The organism is Streptomyces sp. NPDC052023 (assembly GCF_044548465.1).
Classification (GTDB): Bacteria; Actinomycetota; Actinomycetes; order Streptomycetales; family Streptomycetaceae; genus Streptomyces.
Genome location: NZ_JBIUBW010000002.1, coordinates 376,882 through 394,861, shown reverse-complemented (window position 1 = coordinate 394,861; position 17,980 = coordinate 376,882). Strand labels below are relative to the sequence as shown.

15 protein-coding genes are annotated in these 17,980 nt (G+C 69.6%); 8 read left to right on the top strand and 7 right to left on the bottom strand.

Annotated features, from left to right (window positions below):
- Nucleotides 1–63 precede the first annotated feature (63 nt).
- A complete protein-coding gene (locus tag ACIHCM_RS05925; RefSeq protein WP_393103390.1) occupies nt 64–429 on the top strand; it encodes a PH domain-containing protein in 366 nt (121 codons plus the stop codon).
- A gap of 73 nt (nt 430–502) precedes the next feature.
- On the opposite strand, the gene ACIHCM_RS05920 is transcribed toward ACIHCM_RS05925, so the two are convergent.
- Both ACIHCM_RS05920 and ACIHCM_RS05915 read right to left on the bottom strand, forming a co-directional pair.
- Nucleotides 503–727, bottom strand: coding sequence for a DUF397 domain-containing protein (locus ACIHCM_RS05920; RefSeq protein ID WP_399889687.1), 225 nt, complete (start codon nt 725–727; stop codon nt 503–505).
- Nucleotides 724–1,602 (bottom strand): helix-turn-helix domain-containing protein, encoded by an 879-nt coding sequence (locus ACIHCM_RS05915; RefSeq protein ID WP_399889684.1) that lies wholly within the window; start codon nt 1,600–1,602, stop codon nt 724–726. Before ACIHCM_RS05915 ends, ACIHCM_RS05920 begins: the two co-directional genes overlap by 4 nt.
- A 153-nt stretch (nt 1,603–1,755) precedes the next feature.
- On the opposite strand from ACIHCM_RS05915, the gene ACIHCM_RS05910 reads away from it, so the two are divergent.
- The 4 genes from ACIHCM_RS05910 to ACIHCM_RS05895 all read left to right on the top strand — a co-directional run bounded on the left by ACIHCM_RS05910 (nt 1,756) and on the right by ACIHCM_RS05895 (nt 5,160).
- A complete protein-coding gene (locus ACIHCM_RS05910) occupies nt 1,756–2,328 on the top strand; it encodes an ATP-binding protein (protein ID WP_399889681.1) in 573 nt (190 codons plus the stop codon).
- A 148-nt stretch (nt 2,329–2,476) separates the two neighbouring features.
- Nucleotides 2,477–3,346, top strand: a complete 870-nt coding sequence (locus ACIHCM_RS05905; protein ID WP_399889678.1) for a helix-turn-helix domain-containing protein — start codon at nt 2,477–2,479, stop codon at nt 3,344–3,346.
- 61 nt (nt 3,347–3,407) lie between these two features.
- Nucleotides 3,408–3,944 carry a Uma2 family endonuclease gene (locus ACIHCM_RS05900; RefSeq protein ID WP_399889675.1) on the top strand — a complete coding sequence of 179 codons (537 nt, stop codon included), beginning with the start codon at nt 3,408–3,410 and terminating at the stop codon, nt 3,942–3,944.
- 232 nt (nt 3,945–4,176) lie between these two features.
- The gene (locus tag ACIHCM_RS05895; protein WP_399889672.1) at nt 4,177–5,160 is read left to right on the top strand and encodes a hypothetical protein; all 984 of its coding nucleotides are present in this window, start codon (nt 4,177–4,179) and stop codon (nt 5,158–5,160) included.
- Between the two features lie 391 nt (nt 5,161–5,551).
- Here ACIHCM_RS05895 and aspS read toward each other — a convergent pair whose 3' ends face one another.
- Nucleotides 5,552–7,315: an aspartate--tRNA ligase gene (gene aspS / locus ACIHCM_RS05890; RefSeq protein WP_399889669.1), complete on the bottom strand. Its 1,764-nt coding sequence runs from the start codon at nt 7,313–7,315 to the stop codon at nt 5,552–5,554.
- A 142-nt stretch (nt 7,316–7,457) separates the two neighbouring features.
- Between aspS and ACIHCM_RS05885 the strand changes: the two genes are divergently transcribed.
- Complete coding sequence (locus ACIHCM_RS05885; RefSeq protein ID WP_399889666.1) at nt 7,458–9,611, top strand: SpoIIE family protein phosphatase; 2,154 nt, start codon at nt 7,458–7,460, stop codon at nt 9,609–9,611.
- 21 nt (nt 9,612–9,632) lie between these two features.
- On the opposite strand, the gene ACIHCM_RS05880 is transcribed toward ACIHCM_RS05885, so the two are convergent.
- The 4 genes from ACIHCM_RS05880 to ACIHCM_RS05865 form a co-directional block, all read right to left on the bottom strand.
- The gene (locus ACIHCM_RS05880) at nt 9,633–10,682 is read right to left on the bottom strand and encodes an AI-2E family transporter (protein ID WP_399889664.1); all 1,050 of its coding nucleotides are present in this window, start codon (nt 10,680–10,682) and stop codon (nt 9,633–9,635) included.
- A gap of 74 nt (nt 10,683–10,756) precedes the next feature.
- Nucleotides 10,757–11,734 (bottom strand): pirin family protein, encoded by a 978-nt coding sequence (locus ACIHCM_RS05875; protein ID WP_399889661.1) that lies wholly within the window; start codon nt 11,732–11,734, stop codon nt 10,757–10,759.
- A gap of 140 nt (nt 11,735–11,874) precedes the next feature.
- Entirely contained in the window at nt 11,875–13,821 is a 1,947-nt protein-coding gene (locus tag ACIHCM_RS05870; protein WP_399889658.1) for a YncE family protein, read from the bottom strand.
- A 196-nt stretch (nt 13,822–14,017) separates the two neighbouring features.
- On the bottom strand, nt 14,018–14,488 hold the full coding sequence (locus tag ACIHCM_RS05865) for an SseB family protein (protein ID WP_393103372.1): 471 nt from the start codon (nt 14,486–14,488) through the stop codon (nt 14,018–14,020).
- A 165-nt stretch (nt 14,489–14,653) separates the two neighbouring features.
- Here ACIHCM_RS05865 and ACIHCM_RS05860 point away from each other — a divergent pair, with 165 nt between their 5' ends.
- Both ACIHCM_RS05860 and ACIHCM_RS05855 read left to right on the top strand, forming a co-directional pair.
- The gene (locus ACIHCM_RS05860) at nt 14,654–16,480 is read left to right on the top strand and encodes an acyl-CoA dehydrogenase (RefSeq protein WP_399889655.1); all 1,827 of its coding nucleotides are present in this window, start codon (nt 14,654–14,656) and stop codon (nt 16,478–16,480) included.
- Between the two features lie 100 nt (nt 16,481–16,580).
- Entirely contained in the window at nt 16,581–17,879 is a 1,299-nt protein-coding gene (locus ACIHCM_RS05855; RefSeq protein ID WP_399889652.1) for a M18 family aminopeptidase, read from the top strand.
- The last annotated feature ends 101 nt before the right edge of the window (nt 17,880–17,980 follow it).

Here is a 17,980-nt window from a genome sequence, read left to right as displayed (position 1 = left end):
ATACCTGGCTCAAGATCACGTGACCGGCCAAGGTCGCGTGGCGTTCGAGTGGGGGGTCCGTTCATGGCTCTGTTCGGCAACGCGCACAGCATCGATCCGGGGACGGCCGCGCAGGACTACGCGCGGCTGCTGGGACAGGGCGAGCAGGTGCACGCCGCGTACCTGCTGATCCGCGACACCATGCTGTTCACCGACCGCCGCCTCATCATGGTCGACAAGCAGGGCATCACCGGCAAGAAGGTGGAGTACCACTCCATCCCGTACCGCAGCATCACGCACTTCGCCGTCGAGACCGCCGGCACCTTCGACCTCGACGCCGAACTGAAGATCTGGCTCTCCGGCTCCCAGATGCCGATCCAGAAGACGTTCACCAAGGGCGTCGACATCTACGAGGTCCAGGCGATCCTGACGCAGTTCGTGGCGCGGTAGCAGCCACCCCGACGCCCTTTTCTGAGCCGTACGGCAATGCTCCGCGCCCGGTGACGACCAGGCGCGGGGCGCGTCAGTCGAGGGGTCGGCTCCCGGAGGCGTGCGCCACGAAGTCCGCCCATGCCTCCGGCGCGAGGGCGAGGCGGGGACTGGCGTCCCGGTACTTGGAGTCGCGGACGTGGATGGTGCCGGGGGTGGTGGCGACCTCAACGCAGGAGTCACCGTCAGGCCCGTCGCTATAGCTGCTTTTGAACCACTCCAGCTCGGAGGCGTCACCGGCAGTGGGCTTGCGGATCATGTTTCTCCCAGCAGTCGTTCGATGAGGGCCAGCGACTCTCCTGGGGGAAGAGCCTGGGCCCGGATCGTGCCATACCGCAGCTCAAGGATGCGCAGCTCCCTCAGGTCCGAGACCGGGCGACCGTTGAACGCTCCGTCGGAGCGCCCGACAGCAGTGCCGTCCTCGAACTTCAGCAGCTCGATCCTTCCACTCATGCCAGGGTGCGGCGTGCTGTCCAGCGGCATCACCTGAAGCGTGACGTTGGGCAACCGGCCCACCTCCAGCAGACGTTCGAACTGCTGTCGCCGCACCATTCTGCCTCCAACTTTGCGGTGCAGCGTCGCCTCTTCCAGGACGAAAGCGAGGGCGGGAGCGGGCGAGCGCTCGTAGATGGACTGCCGAGCCATGCGAGCGGCCACCCGTCGCTCCAAGTCCTCGGGGGAATAGGCAGGTAGCCACGATTCCAGCAGCGCACGTGCGTGCTCTGGCGTCTGCAATAGACCGGGGATGCTGCTGCACACGTACACCCCGATCTCGACCGCCTTCTCCTCCATCTTCGCCAAGTCCCGCACCTTCTTCGGGTACCGGACCTTCTTCACGTCCTCCCAAGCCGCCGAGACGAGCCCACCCGCCCCCAACACCGCGTCGGCCTTGTCCAGATACTCCTGCCGAGGAATCCGCTTCCCGCCCTCAATCTTGTAGACAAGGTCCTCCCCGTATCCAACGGCCTTGGCGAACTCGGGAACCCGCATCCCCGCCGCTTCCCTACGCAGCCTCAACTGCCGCCCTACGGTCGCGATGACCGCCACACCCCAGTCATCGTCCGGATCCACCTCCCAACCCGGCTCATCGGCCTCGCGATTGAGCCGTCCCGCCTCCACGTCCACCACCGACATCCCGCGCCCTCCGTCGTACGACCGTGCCGCAACGCCCCTACCCGTACGCACCCTCTGGACAGCCCGAACACCTCTGGACAAGGTCTGGACAGTCGCTCTACGTACCGGCGCCATCACTCCTCACGGTAGGCACATCCGGCCACGCTGAGTGACGTGAAACAGAAACTCGCCGAGCCCGCAGAGCGCCCCGCCCAGCCCGACCGCCCCATTCGCAACTTCAGCGTCCTGCTGTCCCCCACCCCACGCGGCGCCCGCCTCGCCCGCCTGCTCGCGACCGAACAACTAGACACCTGGCAAATGCCGTTGGACCCGGCAGAGCACATCGTCGCCGAACTGGCGAACAACGCCGCCATCCACGGCCGCGTCCCCGGCCGAAGCTTCCGGCTCCTGCTCTACGTGGTCGGCACAACGCTCCGTATCGAAGTCACCGACACGCGCGGTGACCAACTACCGCGCCCCCAACCCACCACCCCCGACAGCGAAGCCGGCCGCGGCCTGACCCTCGTAGCCGCCCTCGCCAACCGCTGGGGTGTGACCCAAGGCCTGCCCCCACGCAAGACGGTCTGGGCCGAACTCGACCTCACCGCCCCAGCACAGCCGGCCCCGAAGCCTGACGCCCCATACTCCGGTCCGACCCGCGCTCCCTATGAACCACCCACTGAGGAGAAAGCACCCCGCCAAGCCCCACCCCTCCCTCCCGCCGGGCAAACTCACTCCCGCGAGTGAATATGCCCAACTGAGCTGGAGTTTGGCCCGGTTGCCTGCCTTAGGCTCAGCGCCAGCAGCACACCACAACCCCAGACATGCGACGGCCCTCGCCGGGACTGGCATCCCAGTGCGAGGGCCTGACCACCGAGGAAGCAGGACCTTCCCGATGGACACCGAAAACCCTAGCGCGCCCTCGCGCGCCCAGTCCCGTATCCCGGGCAAAAACCACCCCCACGCGCGGCCAGAATCCGGTGTGGCCCACGACAACGCACGCCACACCGAGAACTTCACGGTGATCGGCAACCACCTCATCCAGCACCAAGAGCTCTCTCTGCTCGCCATCGGCCTCGCGTGCTACATCCAGTCGGTGCGGCAGGGCACCGCCGTGGACATCAAGACCCTCGCCGACCGCTTCCCAGAAGGCCCCACGCGCATTGCCGCCGCCCTGCGCGAACTCGAAGCCCACGGCTACCTCCGCCGCACCCGCGAACGCACCCCCACCGGCCGGATCGTCACCCGCACGGTCTCCTGCAACAAGCCCGGGCACCGGACCACCCCCGCCGAAACCGCCACCAGGCCCGCCCGCCGCCCGGACCCGGACAAGCCACCTCCCCGCAAGAAGCGCCTCCCCGCAGTGCCACACCCCTCATACACCTCCCCCGCCCTCCTCCGGACGGCCGTCGACGTCCTCGCCGGTCTCCGCCGCCACGATCCCCGCCTGCTCCTCTCCGCGACCGACGCCGAGCACCTCGCGCCGGGCGTCGCCGCCTGGCTGGAACGCGACCTCACCCCTACCGCCGTACGCCACGCCCTGACCGAGAACCTGCCGACGGAACCCCTGATCCGCCCGGCCGCCTTCCTCGCCCACCGCCTGGCCGCCCAGCTCCCACCCCCGCCCCCGTTCCGGCCCCCCGCCCCACCGGCCCCGGAGCCCAGGCACCCGTTCCAGACCTGCGACGGCTGCGACCGCCCCTTCCGCGCCCCGGAACCCGGCCGCTGCCGCGACTGCCGAACCGATCTCCCGGAGGCCACTTAGCATGAACGCGCGACGGGGCGCCTCCCACCGGTACCGGGCCATGCGGGACTTCGTCCAATCCATGGACGACACCCTTCCCGGCAAATTCGAAGTCACCAAGGAAGGCATCGTCCACGACATGGTGTCGCCCAACGGTCGACACGAGCTCACGAGGGCCAAGCTCCGGAAGCGCCTGGAAAAGGTGATGCCGGAAGAGATCGTGGCTCACACGGGCGAGCCGGATGTCGAGATGGAGCCAGAAGGCATCATGCGCCGCCCCGACATCGTGGTGATCGCCGAGGCAGACATGGAGGGGGAGGGGTCCTTCGACCCTCGTACGCTCATCGCCGCCGTTGAGATCGTCTCTCGCTCCAACCCGGACGACGACTGGGTCATTAAGTCGCGCGACTACCCCTTGATCGGCATCCCCGTCTACGCGATCTTCGACCCCCGCACCGGCACCGGCGCGGTCCTCAGCGACATCCACTCCACGCGCGACGGCCCTCGTTACGCCACCCGCAAGGACTTCATGTACGGCGACACCGTCACCATCGCCGACTGGACCATCTCGACCGACGACCTTCCTTTGTATGGGAACCGGACCGGCGACCAGTGCTGAATTTCCGCAATCCGCCGCAATTCCTGTGCCGACCAGGCAGCCAGGACTCCGGCACACGCCAGCGACTGTGGGACGGACTGCACGGCTATCTGGATCGCTTCTTCACGCTGGAGGACGCGTACGCGGACCTCATGGGCGGGCACACCCTCATCCACAGGCTGTGGCTCGGCGGCAGCTTCGTGAGCACGAGGACCGACCCGGGGAACATCGATCTGCGCGTCTGCTCGATGAGATGGGCACCGAAGAACGGGACGACGAGGAGATCGAGGCCGAGCACCGGGCGAGCCGCCTTGCGGCGGTACGCGCATACGAGCCGGACGCCCGCCTCGACGAGGAGCTGCGGCTCCGCCTGACAGGGCCGGACACCGAAGGGGGCGCCCTGCGCTTTCAATGGGGCGACGCTCTGTTGAATCCGGTGGAGAACGCGATCTCCGTTGCCGCAGGCACCCCGGTTCAGCTGGAGCTCACGGGCATCTCGGCCGGCAGCACCGTAGTGCACGCGCGTCCTGTGGCTTCCGTCGTCCTCTCAGAGCCTCCGGCCATGGATGCTCCCGCCACATCGGCCACGAGCACCGGCATGCAGATGCTCACCAGACTGCTGGCCGCGCTGGAGGCCGAACAGGATGTCCGCGAGTGGTCGCGCCTCTTCGACGCGGTGGACACCCTGGCCCGGGCTCTGGGCAAGTACGAGCTCGACCTGGGAGTGACCTGGTACGGAGCCGACGGTGACATGCGCAGGGCGCAGCTCACGGAGCGCGGCAGGCGTTATGTCGAGCGCCTTCGCGAGACGCTGCCCCGTGATCAAGAGATCACCATCTCCGGTCGCATCACCGAGCTCCGCGAAAGCGGCTGGGTGAAGGTCAAGACGGGTACGGCCAGGATCGGCCCCGAGTGCGAGCTGATCCCCCGCCCCGAGCAGACTCCCGACGCCCTGCGAGCGGCTCTCGCCGTCGTCGCCGCGGGCCGGCTGGAGGAGATGCAGGCCACGAAGGACGATGCTTTCGCCAAGGCCGTCGAATGGCAGTCCCTGAGCCCCGTGCAGAGCTGGGTCCTGCTCTGGGCCAGGGACATCGAGATCGCTCGCCGTCCCGACCTGTCGTCCCGCTTGGAGCGTGCACAGAGCACGTTGGAGAGCAAGGATCCAATCGCGGCTCAGGAGGCTCTGCGGGAGCTGACCGTCGTACTCGACGAAGCCCTCAAGGCAGTGCAAGGCTGAACATTGAACTTGGTGTGCTGCTCCGTGACAGCCGCCTGGTGGGGCCCCTCATCGACCATTTCCACTGGCTGCTGACGCCGGGCAACAAAGTCATGCGTCGTGCGTGAAAGGGTCTTCGTGTGAAGGGCCTGGAACCAGGGCAGGTTCCGGGCCCTCTTGTGCCGGCGAGCGCACGTCCGTCAGCTTGCCGAAGCCGAGGCCGACGCGGAGGTAGTGGCCGACGCGCCCGGCCGGGCCGAGTCCTCCGTGCCTGCTGTTGGTGTTCTCCGTCATGGTGCGGGACGTTAGGGAGCGCGCCTGTCAGCACCGTGAGTAAGGGCTGGGTGAGAGCCCTGCATACGAAAGTGGCTCGGAACCGACGTCGGTTCCGAGCCACCCGCGCCCAGCAGGACTACTTCGGCTGCGGCCTCCGCACCGACAGGTGCAGCTCCTTCAGCCGGGCCTCCTCCAGCTCCGTGGGGGCGCCCATCATCAGGTCCTGGGCGTTGCCGTTGAGCGGGAACGCGATGGTCTCGCGGATGTTGGGCTCGTCCGCGAGGAGCATCACGATGCGGTCGACGCCGGGGGCGATGCCGCCGTGCGGCGGGGCGCCGAAGCGGAACGCCCGCAGCATGCCGGCGAACTTCTCCTCGACGGTCTCCCGGTCGTACCCGGCGATCTCGAAGGCCTTGAGCATGATCTCCGGCTCGTGGTTCCGGATCGCGCCGGAGGACAGCTCGACGCCGTTGCAGACGATGTCGTACTGCCAGCCCAGGATGTCCAGCGGGTCCTGGCTCTCCAGGGCCTCCAGACCTCCCTGCGGCATGGAGAACGGGTTGTGCGAGAAGTCGATCGCGCCGGTCTCCTCGTCCTTCTCGTACATCGGGAAGTCGACGATCCAGCAGAAGCGGAAGACGCCCTCCTCGAAGTGCCCGGCCCGCTTCGCGGCCTCGACGCGCACCGCGCCCATGATCTTCGAGACCTCGTCGAACTCGCCCGCGCCGAAGAACACCGCGTGCCCGGCGGCCAGCGACAGCCGCTTGGTCAGCTCGGCGACGTTGTCCTCGGTGAGGAACTTCGCGATCGGGCCGGTCAGCGTGCCGTCCTCGGCGACCCGCACCCAGGCGAGGCCCTTGGCGCCCTGCGAGACGGCGTAGTCACCGAGCTGGTCGAAGAACTTCCGGGGCTGCGCGGCGACGTCCGGCACCGGCAGCGCCCGCACGTGCTTGCCGGCGAAGGCCTTGAACTCGGAGCCCTCGAAGATGTCGGTGATGTCCACCAGCTCCAGCTGGGCACGCAGGTCCGGCTTGTCGGAGCCGTACTTCAGCATCGCCTCGCGGAACGGGATCCGCGGGAACGGGGAGGTGACGTGGCGTCCGCCGCCGAACTCCTCGAACAGCTCGGTCATCAGCTTCTCGACCGGCTGGAAGACGTCCTCCTGCTCGACGAAGGACATCTCGATGTCGAGCTGGTAGAACTCGCCCGGCGAGCGGTCCGCACGCGCGTCCTCGTCACGGAAGCAGGGCGCGATCTGGAAGTAGCGGTCGAAGCCGGAGATCATCAGCAGCTGCTTGAACTGCTGCGGAGCCTGGGGGAGGGCGTAGAACTTGCCCGGGTTCAGGCGGGAGGGGACGACGAAGTCACGGGCGCCCTCGGGGGAGGTCGCGGACAGGATCGGCGTCGCCATCTCGTTGAAGCCCAGCGCCGTCATCTTGTGCCGGATCGCCGAGATCACCGACGTGCGCAGCAGGATGTTGCGGTGCATGCGCTCGCGGCGCAGGTCCAGGAAGCGGTACTCCAGGCGCCGCTCCTCGTTGACCCCGTCCTCGGTGTTGATCGTGAAGGGGAGCGGGGCGGCAGCGCCCAGCACCTCGACGTCGCCGACCTCGATCTCGATCTCGCCGGTGGGCAGCTCGGGGTTGATGTTCTCGGCGCCACGGGAGACGACCTGGCCGTCGACCCGGACGACGGTCTCCTTGGAGAGCTTGTCCAGCGCCTCGTAGGCGGCCGTGTTCGGCCGGGCGACCAGCTGCGTGATGCCGTAGTGGTCGCGCAGATCGATGAAGAGGATGCCGCCCAGGTCGCGCCGATTGTGCAGCCAGCCACTCAGCCGGACGTCGGTGCCGACGTCAGAGGCGCGGAGCTCGCCGCAGGTGTGGGACCTGTACCGATGCATCGTCGTTCATCCAGCCTTCGCAGATCGGGGGTGTTTCACGTGAAACACCCCCAGCGTACCGGCCGTCCGGGAAGGCCTCTCCACGATTACCGGGGTGCACCTTCGGTGGCAGCGTCCGATGACCTCTTCATAGAGTGGGGCAATGCGCACTGGTGAGCCCCTGCCCGCCGTGGGGCAGGTTCTCGCCGCCCTCGCGACCGGCCTGTGGCAATGGGACACGGCCACGAAGCTGGTCACGGTGGATGCCGAGGCCGCTCGGCTGCTCGGGCTGCCCGCCGAGCAGACGACCCTCACCGAGGCCCGGACCAGGGCCCGGCTGCACCCCGTGGACTGGAACGAGATCATCAGCGTCGTCGGCCTGGCCGTCGCCGAAGGCACACTCGCCGAGGTGCGGGTGCGGATCATGGACGAGCGGGGCCGGGTCATCCGTACCGTCCGCAGCCGCTCCAAGCCGAGCTACGACCGCGAACGCCGGGCCTTCCAGCTGATCGGCACCCTTCAGGAGGTCACCGACCCCTCGCCGGGCACCCCCGCCGCCCGCCGAGCGGTCACCGGCGACTGGCGGCGCTCCAGAGAGGCGTTCCTGCTGGACGCGGGCCGGGCGCTGGCCGAGGCGCGCTCCACGGCCGAGGTGCTGCGGGTCGCGGCCGGGCTCTCGATGCCGGGCTTCTCCCCGGACGGGCTCGCCGTCTTCGGCGTGGAGGGCGACCGGCTGACGATCATCGGCCACCACGGGCACCAGCCCGGCGACGAAGGCCCCTTCTCGCACATGGGGCTGGCGACGGACTACCCGGCGGCGGAGGTCGTGCGGACCGGCCGCGCCGTCTATCTCTCCTCACCCGAGCAGTACAAGGCGCGCTATCCGCTCACCTGGCACCTCGCCGAGCAGTTCGGCCGCCAGTCCTGGGCGTTCCTGCCGCTGACCGTCGCCGGGCGCACCATGGGCGCCTGGATGGCGGCCTTCGCCTACCCGGTCACGTTCACCCCGGACGAGAGATCCGTGCTGACCACGGTCGCCCGGATGCTCGCGCAGGCCCTCACCCGGGCCGGCGCCGCCGAGACCGAGCGCGAGCTGACCGACGGCCTCCAGCGCTCCATGCTGCCCACGCTGGGCCCGGAGATTCCCGGGATGAGCGTCGCCGCCCGGTACATACCCACCGGCGGCGGTCTCCAGGTCGGCGGCGACTGGTACGACATGATCCCCTTGCCCAGCGGGCGGATCGCCCTCGTGATCGGCGACGTCCAGGGGCACGACGTACGGGCGGCGGGCCTCATGGGCCAGCTGCGGATAGCCCTGCGGGCGTACGCGTCCGAGGGCCACCGCCCGGACGCCGTACTGTCCCGCGCCTCCCGCTTCCTGCACGGCATCGCCGCCACCGACGAGGACCCCGCCGACCTGCGTTTCGCGACCTGCCTCTATGTCGAGGCGGACCCGGAGACCGGGGTACTGGACATCGCACGCGCCGGGCATCCGGAACCGGCGATCCGGATGGTGGACGGCACGGTCCTGAAGAGCCCGACGGCCGGCGGTCTGCCCCTGGGTATCGACCCGGACGCCGACTATCCCACCACCCAGCTGGTTCTCGAACCCGGCGAGACCATGCTGATCTGCACCGACGGCCTGATCGAGACCGGCGGGCACGACCTGGAGACCGGCTGGGCGCGGATCCGCGCCATCCTGGAGGAGCACAAGGGCGACGACCTGGAGGAACTCGCCGACTCCCTGGTCCAGGCCGTGCACGGGCCGTCCTCCCACCACACCACCGGCCCGCTCGCGGACCGGCGCGAGGACGACATCGCCGTCCTGCTGCTGTGCCGTGACGCCGAGGGCTGCGGCTGCGGCGACACGGTGCTCGCGCCGCTGCGGCGCCGGCGCACGATGCTGACGGTCGCCCAGGCCGAGCCCGAGCGGGTCGCCGTGGCCCGGCAGCAGCTGCGCGAGCTGCTGCACGACTGGAGCTCCGCCGACCAGGTCGACTCGGCGGTGCTGCTGCTGTCCGAGACGCTCACCAACGTCCTCGTGCACACCGACACCGACGCACTGCTGGTCGCCGAGGTCGCGGGGGAGCCGGGCGCGCGGCGGATGCGGGTGGAGGTCACCGACGCCAGCGACGACCTGCCGCACAAGCGCCGGCCCGGGGAGCTGGCGTCCTCCGGCCGCGGCCTGATGCTGATCGAGCTGCTGGCGCATTCCTGGGGGGTGGATCCGCGGGGCGAGGGCAAGAGCATCTGGTTCGAGCTGCACGAGGCCGAGAGCCCGGACGGCGCCGCCGGGACCGACGGCGACCGTCCCTGACGTGGGGCATCCGGCCGTCGGCTACGACTCCGCCGGCTCCGGCGGTGCTCCGCGGCGCGCCCGCAGCTCGTGCACCACGGCTAAGGCGGCGGCGGTGAGCGGCACCGAGAGCAGGATGCCCAGGATCCCGGCGACCGACGCCCCGGCGGTGATCGCGAGCAGCACGACCGCCGGATGCATGTGCACGGTCCGGCTCTGCACCAGCGGCTGCAGCACATGCCCCTCCAGCACCTGCACGGCGAGTACCACCCCGAGCGCCCACAGCGCGATGACGAAGCCCCGGTCGGCGAGCGCGACGAGCACGGCCACGGCACCGGAGAGGAACGCGCCGAGGTAGGGGATGTACGCGGCGACGAAGACCAGCGCGCCCAGCCCGACCGCGCCGGGCACACGCAGGATCAGCAGCCCGACGGTGATGCAGACGGCGTCGATGAAGGCGATGAAGGTGGTGCCGCGCATGAATCCCTCGACGGCCCGGAAGGCCCGCCGTGCCATGGCCTCCACGGTGTCGGCGGTCCCGCGCGGTGCCAGCGCGCGCAGGCCGTGCGCGGCCCGGTCGGAGTCCCGCAGGAAGAAGAAGACGAGCAGCAGCGCCAGTACGGCCATGGCGATGGACTCCCCCACCACACTGACCCCGCTGATCACCCCGGAGGCGGCCGTGCCGCCGAACCTCCCCAGCAGTTCACGCGCGTTGGAGGCGAGGTCGCCCAGCGAGGTTCCGGCCGCCCCGAAGTACTTGGCGATGTCCTCGGCCGCCCGCCGCAGCGAGGCGACGATCTGGTCGCCCGACTCGATGAGCGCGGCGACGACGATGTAGAGCGCCCCGCCCACCACCGCCACCACGGCGACACAGGTGAGCGCGGCGGCGACGGACCGGTTGACGCCGACCTTGACGAGCCGCCGGTACAGCGGCCCCAGCAGCGCGGTGCCGAGCAGCGCGAGCAGCACCGGTACGACGGCCGTGCGCAGTTCACCGCAGAGCAGGATCCCGACCCATCCGACGCCGGCGGCCAGCAGCACGACGGCACACCACGCGGCGAACCGCCGTACGGGAACGGGAAGCAGATGCACGCCTCCCACCCGATCACGCGCCGGCCGGGCTGTCCTGCGCGGACGGCCCGGCCGGGTGACGACTCGTCAGGACATCAGTCCTGCGGGCCGCTCTCCGTCATGCCGTGCACCGCCGGGACCGTCCCCAGGCGGCCCTTCTGGAAGTCCTCGAAGGCCTGCATCAGCTCGTCCTTGGTGTTCATCACGAACGGGCCGTAGTGGGCCATCGGCTCCCGGATCGGCCGGCCGCCGAGCAGGACGACCTCCAGGTCCGGCGTGTGCGAGTCCTGCTTCTCGTCCGCGCGGACGGTCAGCGAGCCGCCGGCGCCGAAGACCGCCGTCTGGCCCAGGTGGACCGGGCGGCGCTCGGCGCCCACCGCGCCCTTGCCCGCCAGCACGTACGCGAGCCCGTTGAAGTCCTCCCGCCACGGCAGGGTGATCTCCGCACCCGGCGCCAGCGTCGCGTGGATCATGGTGATCGGCGTGTGCGTGACACCGGGCCCGGTGTGCCCGTCCAGCTCACCGGCGATGACACGGAGCAGCGCGCCGCCGTCGGGGGAGGTGAGCAGCTGCACGTTGCCGCCGCGGATGTCCTGGTAGCGCGGGGCCATCATCTTGTCCTTGGCCGGCAGGTTCACCCACAGCTGGAGGCCGTGGAAGAGACCGCCGGACATCACCAGCTGCTCCGGCGGGGCCTCGATGTGCAGCAGCCCCGAGCCCGCCGTCATCCACTGGGTGTCGCCGTTGGTGATGGTGCCGCCACCACCGTTGGAGTCATGGTGGTCGAAGATGCCGTCGATGATGTAGGTGACGGTCTCGAAGCCGCGGTGCGGGTGCCAGGGCGTGCCCTTCGGCTCTCCGGGCGCGTAGTCCACCTCGCCCATCTGGTCCATCATGATGAACGGGTCGAGGTGGCGGTAGTTGATCCCCGCGAACGCCCGGCGCACCGGGAAGCCCTCGCCCTCGAATCCGCTCGGCGCGGTCGTGACGCTGAGCACGGGACGTGCCACCGCGTCGGCCGGTGCGGTCACACGGGGCAGCGTCAACGGGTTCTCGACGGTCACTGCGGGCATGTCGGTACCTCCTTGGGCGACGTGCGTTCCACTTTAGTTGAGCGTTGAACTTTCTGCCACCCCACAACGCCGACGGCCCGGGGGACATTCCCTCCGGGCCGTCGTCGTCGCACAGGGCGCCTCTGTCTGGATCAGCCGCTTCAGTTGCTGAAGTACAGGTACTTCCAGGAGCCGTAGGTCGTGGAGTTCACGGCGTCACCGGACGAGCCGTTGACGTACACCGAGCGCATCCGCGCCCGGATGCCCGACTGGCCGGGCGCCTCCAGGGTCACGGCCGACTTGCCGGCCGTGCCGAGAGGGAAGTACATCGAGTCCGCCGAGTACCAGCGGCCCTGGTAGTAGACCTGCAGGTCGAACCGCTGCTGACGGCCCGGGTAGTAGGTCATGGTCGTGGTGAGCAGCGGGTCGGTGTTCTTGTGGAACCAGTAGTAGGACGTCGAGCCGATCTTGGCGATCTTGTAGTGCTTGGTGACCGCCGTGGAGACCCTGACCCGGGCGAAGGCCGTGGACTTGACGGTCCTCGGGCCGTACCGGGCGTCGCCCCGGAAGACCGCGGTGACGTTGGTGTCCCGGGTCATGTCCACCCAGGCGGCGATGTTGCCCTGGGAGTCGACCTTGCCGACCTTGATCCGCTTGTTCGGCTTGTCGCTGCCGAAGGGGTCGGCCCAGATCTCCACCGAGCGGTTCTTGTACGTGGTGCCGAGGTGCGCCACGAACCGCACGTCGGAGCCGTAGTTGTACAGCTTGCCGTTGTTGTTCAGGGACAGCGAGGTGCCCGCGCGGGTCACCGAGACCTTGTCGGAGGCGGTGGCCGAGGTGTGCGCGGCGTCGCCCGCGTAGCTCACCTTGTACGTCACCGTGCCGCCGGCCGGCGGGGTGTCCGAGAAGGAGTACGTGCCGTTCGACCCGACGGTGACGGACGGCAGCGTCTTGCCGTTCGGGCTCTCCAGATCGGTGCGGGTGACCGCCAGCTTGATCCCGCCGGGCAGCGCCACCGTCGCCGAGATCTTGCCCGTGACGGTGAGCTTCTTGGCGCGTGGGGCGGTGGTGGGCGCGCTGACCGTGAGGACCGGGACACTCAGCGTCGGCTGGGTCAGCGGCTTGACCGTGTAGCCGCCGCTGCCGAGGACCAGGGCGAAGATCCGGGAGGAGTCCGGAGCCCAGGCCACGTCCGCCGCGGGCTGCGTGCCCGTGCTGTACGTGCGGACCGGCTGCTTGGCGTTCGGCCGGTAGACGGCCACCTTGGTCCCCGCGACCTGGGCGACCAGACCGCTCCGGCCGACGTCGGCCCGGTGACCGGCCGGGTACGCACCGGCCTTGCTGAACGCGCCCCCCGCGTAGGCGTCCCGGTCGGTGCCGTTGACGAGCACCTCGTCGGCCCCCGCGACGAGGTCGATGTCCCCGATGCCGTCGTTCAGGGTGTAGTCGCCGTTGTGCCACGCGGTCAGCTGGGGCGTGCCGCTCGACACGTCGAGCACGGCCATCGAGCCGGTGCTCATCCCGCTCTCGCCGAGCGCCAGCACACCGGGACGGAGCGGATCCGTGTCCAGCAGTGCCTGGCCCCACATCGCGACCGACGTGCCCTCCTTCGGGAACTGGGCGAGCGCCACCGGGTCGGTGCCGCTCGCCGGGTCCACCGCCGGGTCGACCGAGCCCAGGTCGCCGTCCCACTGGTCGCCGTACGTGAACCAGACCTTGCCGGCCGAGAAGGCGATGTGGCGCGGGCCGGTGTCGGTGGCCACGGAGTAGCGGGCCTTGACGTCGAGCGTGGCCGCGTCCAGGGCGACGACCTCGTGACTGCCCGGCACGGCCGCGTACAGGGTGGTGCCGTCGTCGGACAGCGCGAGGTCGCTGACGTCGCCGAAGCCGCGGGCCACGTCGACGAGGGTGCCGCTGTAGTCGGCGGCGAGGATCCGCCCGTCGGCCGCGTCACTGACGAAGACGCGCTGCAGGGCGTGGTCCGCGACGAGGCCGCCGGGACTGGTGACGGCAGCCGGGGCGGCCGAAGCCGTACCCGCCGCCGCGACGCTCAGCGCCGCCGAGCTGAACAGGACCGCGAGCGCCGTCGCGGCCGAAGTGCTGCGCATACGCACAGTGCTGAAACCCCCACAAGGAATCCCGGTGGAACCGGGAGGTGAAAGCGCCGCGCGACGCCCGGGGGACCGTGGAAAGCCGGTCACACACGGGGCGCGGCTGCCGGGGCAGCTTATGGCATGCCAGTGACAATCGAAACGATATTTGTTCGAAACTCAACCGCCGGGCCGACGTCCCGGGACAGCACACCTAGCCGTACATCCGCCGCATGGCGAAGTCGACCATCTCCTCCACGGCCTTCGCGTCGAACACCATGCGGTGCTCCCCCTCCATGTCGAGGACGAAGCCGTAGCCGGTCGGCAGCAGGTCGATCACCTCGGCGCCGGTGATCACGAAGTACTTGGACTCCTTGCCCGCGTACCGCCGCAGCTCCTTCAGCGAGGTGAACATCGGGATCACCGGCTGCTGGGTGTTGTGCAGGGCGAGGAAGCCGGGGTTGTCGCCCCGCGGGCAGTAGACCTTGGAGGTGGCGAAGACCTGCTGGAAGTCCTCGGCGGTCAGCTGCCCGGTGGTGAAGGCGCGCACCGCGTCCGCGAGCGACGGCGGCGACGGCTCCGGGTACAGCGGCGGCTGCTGCCCGTAGCCCCCGGCACCGGGCATCTGCTGCTGCGGCTGGGCGTACTGCTGCCCCACGCCCGCGCTCTGGTCGTAGCCGTACATGCACGCAAGAGTACTGACCGACCACGAGGGCTGAGTCACAGATACCCGGATCGGGGTTGCTTCTTATTACCGACGGGTAGCATCATCTCAGTTACTAGTTGGTACGTGAACTTTGGGCGCGAGGATCCAGTGCCTCGCCGATCTCTCTCAACGGAGCCAGTCGCCATGGGGCACTACAAGTCGAATCTCCGCGACATCGAGTTCAACCTCTTCGAAGTACTGGGGCGCGACAAGGTGTACGGCACCGGCCCGTTCGAGGAGATGGACGTCGAGACCGCCAAGAGCGTCCTCGAGGAGCTGACCCGCCTCTCCGAGAACGAGCTGGCCGAGTCCTTCGCCGACGCCGACCGCAACCCCCCGGTCTTCGACCCGGAGACCAGCACCGCGCCGGTGCCGGCGTCCTTCAAGAAGAGCTACCAGGCCTTCATGGACTCCGAGTACTGGCGGCTCGGCCTGCCCGAGGAGATCGGCGGCACCACCTCGCCCCGCTCCCTGATCTGGGCCTACGCCGAGCTGATCCTGGGCGCCAACCCCGCCGTGTGGATGTACTCCTCCGGCCCGGCCTTCGCCGGCATCCTCTTCGAGGAGGGCAACGAGGTCCAGAAGCACATCGCCTCGGTCGCCGTCGAGAAGCAGTGGGGCTCCACCATGGTCCTCACCGAGCCCGACGCGGGCTCCGACGTGGGCGCCGGCCGCACCAAGGCCGTCCAGCAGGAGGACGGCTCCTGGCACATCGAGGGCGTGAAGCGCTTCATCACCTCCGGCGAGCACGACATGTCGGAGAACATCCTCCACTACGTCCTCGCCCGCCCCGAGGGCGCAGGCCCCGGCACCAAGGGCCTGTCCCTCTTCCTCGTCCCGAAGTACCTCTTCGACTTCGAGACCGGCGAGCTGGGCGAGCGCAACGGCGTCTACGCCACCAACGTCGAGCACAAGATGGGCCTGAAGGCCTCCAACACGTGCGAGATGACCTTCGGCGACAAGCACCCCGCCAAGGGCTGGCTGATCGGCGACAAGCACGACGGCATCCGCCAGATGTTCCGGATCATCGAGTTCGCGCGCATGATGGTCGGCACGAAGGCGATCTCCACGCTGTCCACCGGCTACCTCAACGCGCTCGAGTACGCCAAGGAGCGCGTCCAGGGCCCGGACCTGGCGAACTTCATGGACAAGACCGCGCCGAAGGTCACCGTCACCCACCACCCCGACGTGCGCCGTTCGCTCATGACGCAGAAGGCGTACGCGGAGGGAATGCGCGCCCTGGTCATGTACACCGCCTCCGTCCAGGACGCCATCCAGGTCAAGGAGGCGACCGGCGAGGACGCGGCCACCGAGCACGCCCTGAACGACCTGCTCCTGCCGATCGTCAAGGGCTACGGCTCCGAGAAGGCCTACGAGCAGCTCGCCCAGTCGCTGCAGACCTTCGGCGGCTCCGGCTTCCTGCAGGAGTACCCGATCGAGCAGTACATCCGGGACGCCAAGATCGACACCCTCTACGAGGGCACCACCGCGATCCAGGGCCAGGACTTCTTCTTCCGGAAGATCGTCCGCAACCAGGGCGCGGCACTGAACTCCCTCGCCGAGGACATCAAGAAGTTCCTGGCGCTCGGCACCGGCGGCGAGGACCTGGCCGGCGCCCGTGAGCACCTCGCCAAGGCGGCCGTCGAGCTGGAGGCGATCGTCGGCCTGATGCTGACCGACCTCGCGGCCACCGAGCAGGACGTCAAGAACATCTACAAGGTGGGCCTGAACACCACCCGCCTGCTCATGGCCTCCGGTGACGTGATCGTCGGCTACCTGCTGATCAAGGGCGCCGCGGTCGCCGCCGAGAAGCTGGAGTCGGCCACCGCCAGGGACAAGGCCTTCTACGCCGGCAAGATCGCGGCGGCGAAGTTCTTCGCGGCCGAGGTCCTGCCCGGCGTGACCCTGGCCCGCAAGATCGCCCAGGGCGTGGAACTGGACCTGATGGAGCTGGACGAAGCGGCCTTCTGACCGGCCCCGCCCACCGGCACCGCGATTTCCACAGCGTCCTTACGAGGGCCCGCTCCCGGCCAGGGGGAGCGGGCCCTCGTACGTCGTTAAGGTGAACCCCATGAGCGAACCCTCCCGCTTCGACCGCGGCCACACCGACGACCTCATGTCCTTCCTGGCGGCGAGCCCCTCGCCGTACCACGCCGTGGCGAACGCCGCCGAGCGGCTGGAGAAGGCGGGCTTCCGGCAGGTCGCGGAGACGGACGCCTGGGGCGGGACGAGCGGCGGCAGGTTCGTGCTGCGCGGTGGCGCGATCGTGGCGTGGTACGTCCCTCAGGGCGCCGCGCCGCACACCCCGTTCCGGATCATTGGCGCGCACACCGACTCCCCCAACCTGCGCGTCAAGCCGCTGCCCGACACCGGGGCGCACGGCTGGCGCCAGGTCGCCGTGGAGATCTACGGCGGGCCGCTGCTGAACTCCTGGCTGGACCGCGACCTCGGCCTCGCCGGCCGGCTGACGCTGCGCGACGGCACGACGCGGCTGGTGAACATCGACCGGCCGCTGCTGAGGGTGCCGCAACTGGCGATCCACCTGGACCGCTCGGTGTCCTCCGAAGGCCTCAAGCTCGACAAGCAGCGGCACCTTCAGCCCATCTGGGGCCTCGGCAACGACGTGCGCGACGGCGACCTGATCGCCTTCCTGGAGGCGGAGTCGGGCATCGGCCGGGGCGAGGTGACCGGCTGGGACCTGATGGTGCACTCCGTCGAGCCGCCCGCGTACCTGGGCCGCGACCAGGAGCTGATGGCCGGGCCGCGCCTGGACAACCTGCTCTCCGTGCACGCGGGCGTGGCCGCGCTGACCGCCGCCGCGACCGGCGGTGCGGAACCGGCCGCCATCCCCGTGCTCGCCGCCTTCGACCACGAGGAGAACGGCTCCCAGTCCGACACGGGCGCCGACGGCCCGCTGCTCGGCGGCGTCCTGGAGCGCTCGGTCTTCGCCCGCGGCGGCTCGTACGAGGACCGGGCCCGCGCCTTCGCCGCCACCGTCTGCCTCTCCTCCGACACGGGCCACGCGGTGCACCCCAACTACGCCGAACGCCACGACCCCACCCACCACCCCCGCGTCAACGGCGGCCCCATCCTCAAGGTCAACGTCAACAACCGCTACGCGACGGACGGTTCGGGCCGCGCGGTCTGGGCGGCGGCCTGCGAGAAGGCCCAAGTGCCCTTCCAGTCCTTCGTCTCCAACAACTCCATGCCCTGCGGCACGACCATCGGCCCCATCACGGCGGCCCGGCACGGCATCCGCACGGTGGACATCGGTGTGGCGATCCTGTCGATGCACAGCGCCCGCGAACTGTGCGGCGCGGAGGACCCCGGCCTGCTGACGCGCGCGCTGGTGGCGTTCCTGGAGGACTGAGCAGCCCTCCGTGGCACATGAGTTGACGGGAGGTGAGGACTGCATTCCGGGGGCGCGGGTACCCGAATCCCACCGGAAGCTCCGGAATCACCGGACCGGAA

What these genes read in the sequence shown, in the direction of transcription:
- ACIHCM_RS05865 (WP_393103372.1), bottom strand. Translation starts at nt 14,488, where the DNA reads ATGTACGGCTACGACCAGAGCGCGGGCGTGGGGCAGCAGTACGCCCAG.
- ACIHCM_RS05885 (WP_399889666.1), top strand. Translation starts at nt 7,458, where the DNA reads ATGCGCACTGGTGAGCCCCTGCCCGCCGTGGGGCAGGTTCTCGCCGCC.
- ACIHCM_RS05905 (WP_399889678.1), top strand. Translation starts at nt 2,477, where the DNA reads ATGGACACCGAAAACCCTAGCGCGCCCTCGCGCGCCCAGTCCCGTATC.
- ACIHCM_RS05870 (WP_399889658.1), bottom strand. Translation starts at nt 13,821, where the DNA reads ATGCGCAGCACTTCGGCCGCGACGGCGCTCGCGGTCCTGTTCAGCTCG.
- ACIHCM_RS05875 (WP_399889661.1), bottom strand. Translation starts at nt 11,734, where the DNA reads ATGCCCGCAGTGACCGTCGAGAACCCGTTGACGCTGCCCCGTGTGACC.
- aspS (WP_399889669.1), bottom strand. Translation starts at nt 7,315, where the DNA reads ATGCATCGGTACAGGTCCCACACCTGCGGCGAGCTCCGCGCCTCTGAC.
- ACIHCM_RS05895 (WP_399889672.1), top strand. Translation starts at nt 4,177, where the DNA reads ATGGGCACCGAAGAACGGGACGACGAGGAGATCGAGGCCGAGCACCGG.
- ACIHCM_RS05915 (WP_399889684.1), bottom strand. Translation starts at nt 1,602, where the DNA reads ATGTCGGTGGTGGACGTGGAGGCGGGACGGCTCAATCGCGAGGCCGAT.
- ACIHCM_RS05925 (WP_393103390.1), top strand. Translation starts at nt 64, where the DNA reads ATGGCTCTGTTCGGCAACGCGCACAGCATCGATCCGGGGACGGCCGCG.
- ACIHCM_RS05920 (WP_399889687.1), bottom strand. Translation starts at nt 727, where the DNA reads ATGATCCGCAAGCCCACTGCCGGTGACGCCTCCGAGCTGGAGTGGTTC.
- ACIHCM_RS05855 (WP_399889652.1), top strand. Translation starts at nt 16,581, where the DNA reads ATGAGCGAACCCTCCCGCTTCGACCGCGGCCACACCGACGACCTCATG.
- ACIHCM_RS05900 (WP_399889675.1), top strand. Translation starts at nt 3,408, where the DNA reads ATGGACGACACCCTTCCCGGCAAATTCGAAGTCACCAAGGAAGGCATC.
- ACIHCM_RS05860 (WP_399889655.1), top strand. Translation starts at nt 14,654, where the DNA reads ATGGGGCACTACAAGTCGAATCTCCGCGACATCGAGTTCAACCTCTTC.